Here is a 2,667-nt window from a genome sequence, read left to right on the forward strand (position 1 = left end):
TGAAAGAGCCACAGATCGTGTTATGCCCCGCCGCTAGGCGGTGCACCTTGAAAACTGAACAATGAAAACTGCGAATGAGGTAAGTTAAGATTCAAATATCTCGAAAGAGAATTGGGTAATAACTACAATGAAGCCGAGGAGGAGAAATCCGACTCAAGGGCAAACATTCAGAGAACCAAAGGATTTGAACATAAAGGTCAAGCTAAAAAGGGCGCAGGGCGAATGCCTTGGCACTGGGAGCCGACGAAGGACGTAGCAAGCTACGATAAGCCACGGGGAGTCGCAAGCAGACATTGATCCGTGGATGTCCGAATGGAGCAATCCACCCGGAGTCATGTCCGGGTATCATATACTGAATCCATAGGTATATGAGGGGAACCGCCTGAACTGAAACATCTAAGTAGGGCGAGGAAAAGAAATCAACCGAGATTCCGCTAGTAGTGGCGAGCGAACGCGGAGGAGGCTAAACCAAGGGTAGCAATACCCTTGGGGTTACGGACTGCATTTAGCATTGAGGTACCCTAGAAGAAGCGCATGGGAAGGCGCACCGGAGAGCGTGAGAGTCGCGTATTCGAAAGGGGAAGACAGCGAGCAGTATCCAAAGTACCGCGGGACACGTGAAACCCCGTGGGAAGTCGGGGGGACCACCCTCCAAGCCTAAATACTCCCCAGTGACCGATAGCGAATAGTACTGTGAAGGAAAGGTGAAAAGCACCCCGGGAGGGGAGTGAAAGAGAACCTGAAACCCTGTGCCTACAAGCACCGAGAGCACATCAAAGTGTGATCGGGTACTTTTTGTAGAACGGTCCGGCGAGTAAATGTATGCAGCAAGGTTAAGCACTTCAGGTGTGGAGCCGAAGGGAGACCGAGTCTGAATAGGGCGTAAAGTTGTATGCATTTGACCCGAAACCGGGTGACCTATCCATGGTCAGGCTGAAGTGGAGGTAAAACTCCATGGAGGGCCGAACCGACCTCCGTTGAAAAGGCGGCGGATGAACTGTGGATAGCGGAGAAATTCCAATCGAACTCGGATATAGCTGGTTCTCCCCGAAATAGCTTTAGGGCTAGCCTCATGAGAGATTACCGGAGGTAAAGCACTGAATAGGCTAGGGGCCGAGAGGTTACCGAACCTTATCAAACTAAGAATGCCGGATAATCGATTCATGGGAGTCAGACTACGTGAGATAAGTCTCGTGGTCAAAAGGGAAACAGCCCAGACCCACAGCTAAGGTCCCAAAGACATGTTAAGTGGAGAAGGATGTGGGGTTGCGAAAACAACCAGGATGTTGGCTTAGAAGCAGCCATACATTTAAAGAGTGCGTAATAGCTCACTGGTCGAGTGACCCTGCGCCGAAAATTTAACGGGGCTAAACATGACACCGAAGCTTGGGCTGCATACTTAGGTATGCGGGGTAGGGGAGCGTCGTATGAGGGGTGAAGTCGTAGCGGAAGCGGCGGTGGACTTCATACGAGTGAGAATGCCGGAATGAGTAGCGAGAATTATGTGAGAATCATAATGGCCGAAAGCCTCAGGTTTTTGGAGGAAGGTTCGTCCGCTCCAAGTAAGCCGGGAGCTAAGGTGAGGCCGAGAGGCGTAGCCGATGCACATACGGTAGAGATTCCGTAGCCGCCAAAAGATTTAAGCCAAGGGACACTTAGGAAGTCCATGACCCAGGCGTTGGTAGACCTGGGCGAAAGGGACCGAAATTTAGTAGGGAAGCATGGATGGAATGAGGCGAGAAAAGCTTGGTGAATATCTGAGGCGCCCGTACCGCAAACCGACACAGGTAGGTAGGAAGAGAATTCTAAGGCCAACGGGAGAAGGGTTGTTAAGGAACTCGGCAAGTTGACCCCGTAACTTCGGGAGAAGGGGTGCTCCAGAGATGGAGCCGCAGAGAATAGGTCCAGGCGACTGTTTAGCAAAAACACAGGTCTCTGCTAAATCGAAAGATGACGTATAGGGGCTGACACCTGCCCGGTGCTGGAAGGTTAAGAGGAGATGTGAGAGCATTGAATTGAAGCCCCAGTAAACGGCGGCCGTAACTATAACGGTCCTAAGGTAGCGAAATTCCTTGTCAGGTAAGTTCTGACCCGCACGAATGGTGTAACGATCTGGACACTGTCTCAACAGCCCGCCCGGCGAAATTGTAGTACCGGTGAAAATGCCGGTTACCCGCGACAAGACGGAAAGACCCCATGGAGCTTTACTGTAGCCTAATATTGGATTTCGGTATTTCATGTATAGGATAGGTGGGAGGCAGAGAAGGAAGCACGCCAGTGTTTCTGGAGCCATTGTTGGAATACCACTCTTGAAGTGCTGGAATTCTAACCTGCGGCCGTGAATCCGGCCGGGGGACATTGTTAGGTGGGCAGTTTGACTGGGGCGGTCGCCTCCAAAAAGGTAACGGAGGCGCTCAAAGGTTGGCTCAGCATGGACGGAAACCATGCTTTTGAGTGTAAACGCGAAAGCCAGCCTAACTGCGAGACTGACGGGTCGAGCAGTAACGAAAGTTGGAGTTAGTGATCCGGTGGTATGTGAGTGGAAATGCCATCGCTCAACGGATAAAAGCTACCCTGGGGATAACAGGCTGATCTCCCCCAAGAGTCCACATCGTCGGGGAGGTTTGGCACCTCGATGTCGGCTCATCGCATCCTGGGGCTGTATTC

Annotated in this window: 1 rRNA gene; it reads left to right on the forward strand. The window is 51.7% G+C overall.

Annotated elements, in window-relative coordinates:
* Window positions 1-195: 195 nt before the first annotated feature.
* Window positions 196-2,667 (forward strand): 23S ribosomal RNA (locus tag WGC32_RS14905); the annotation flags it as partial.

The sequence above is a fragment of the Zongyangia acetica genome (assembly GCF_038739695.1).
In the GTDB taxonomy this organism is placed as follows: domain Bacteria; phylum Bacillota; class Clostridia; order Oscillospirales; family Ruminococcaceae; genus Zongyangia; species Zongyangia gallinarum.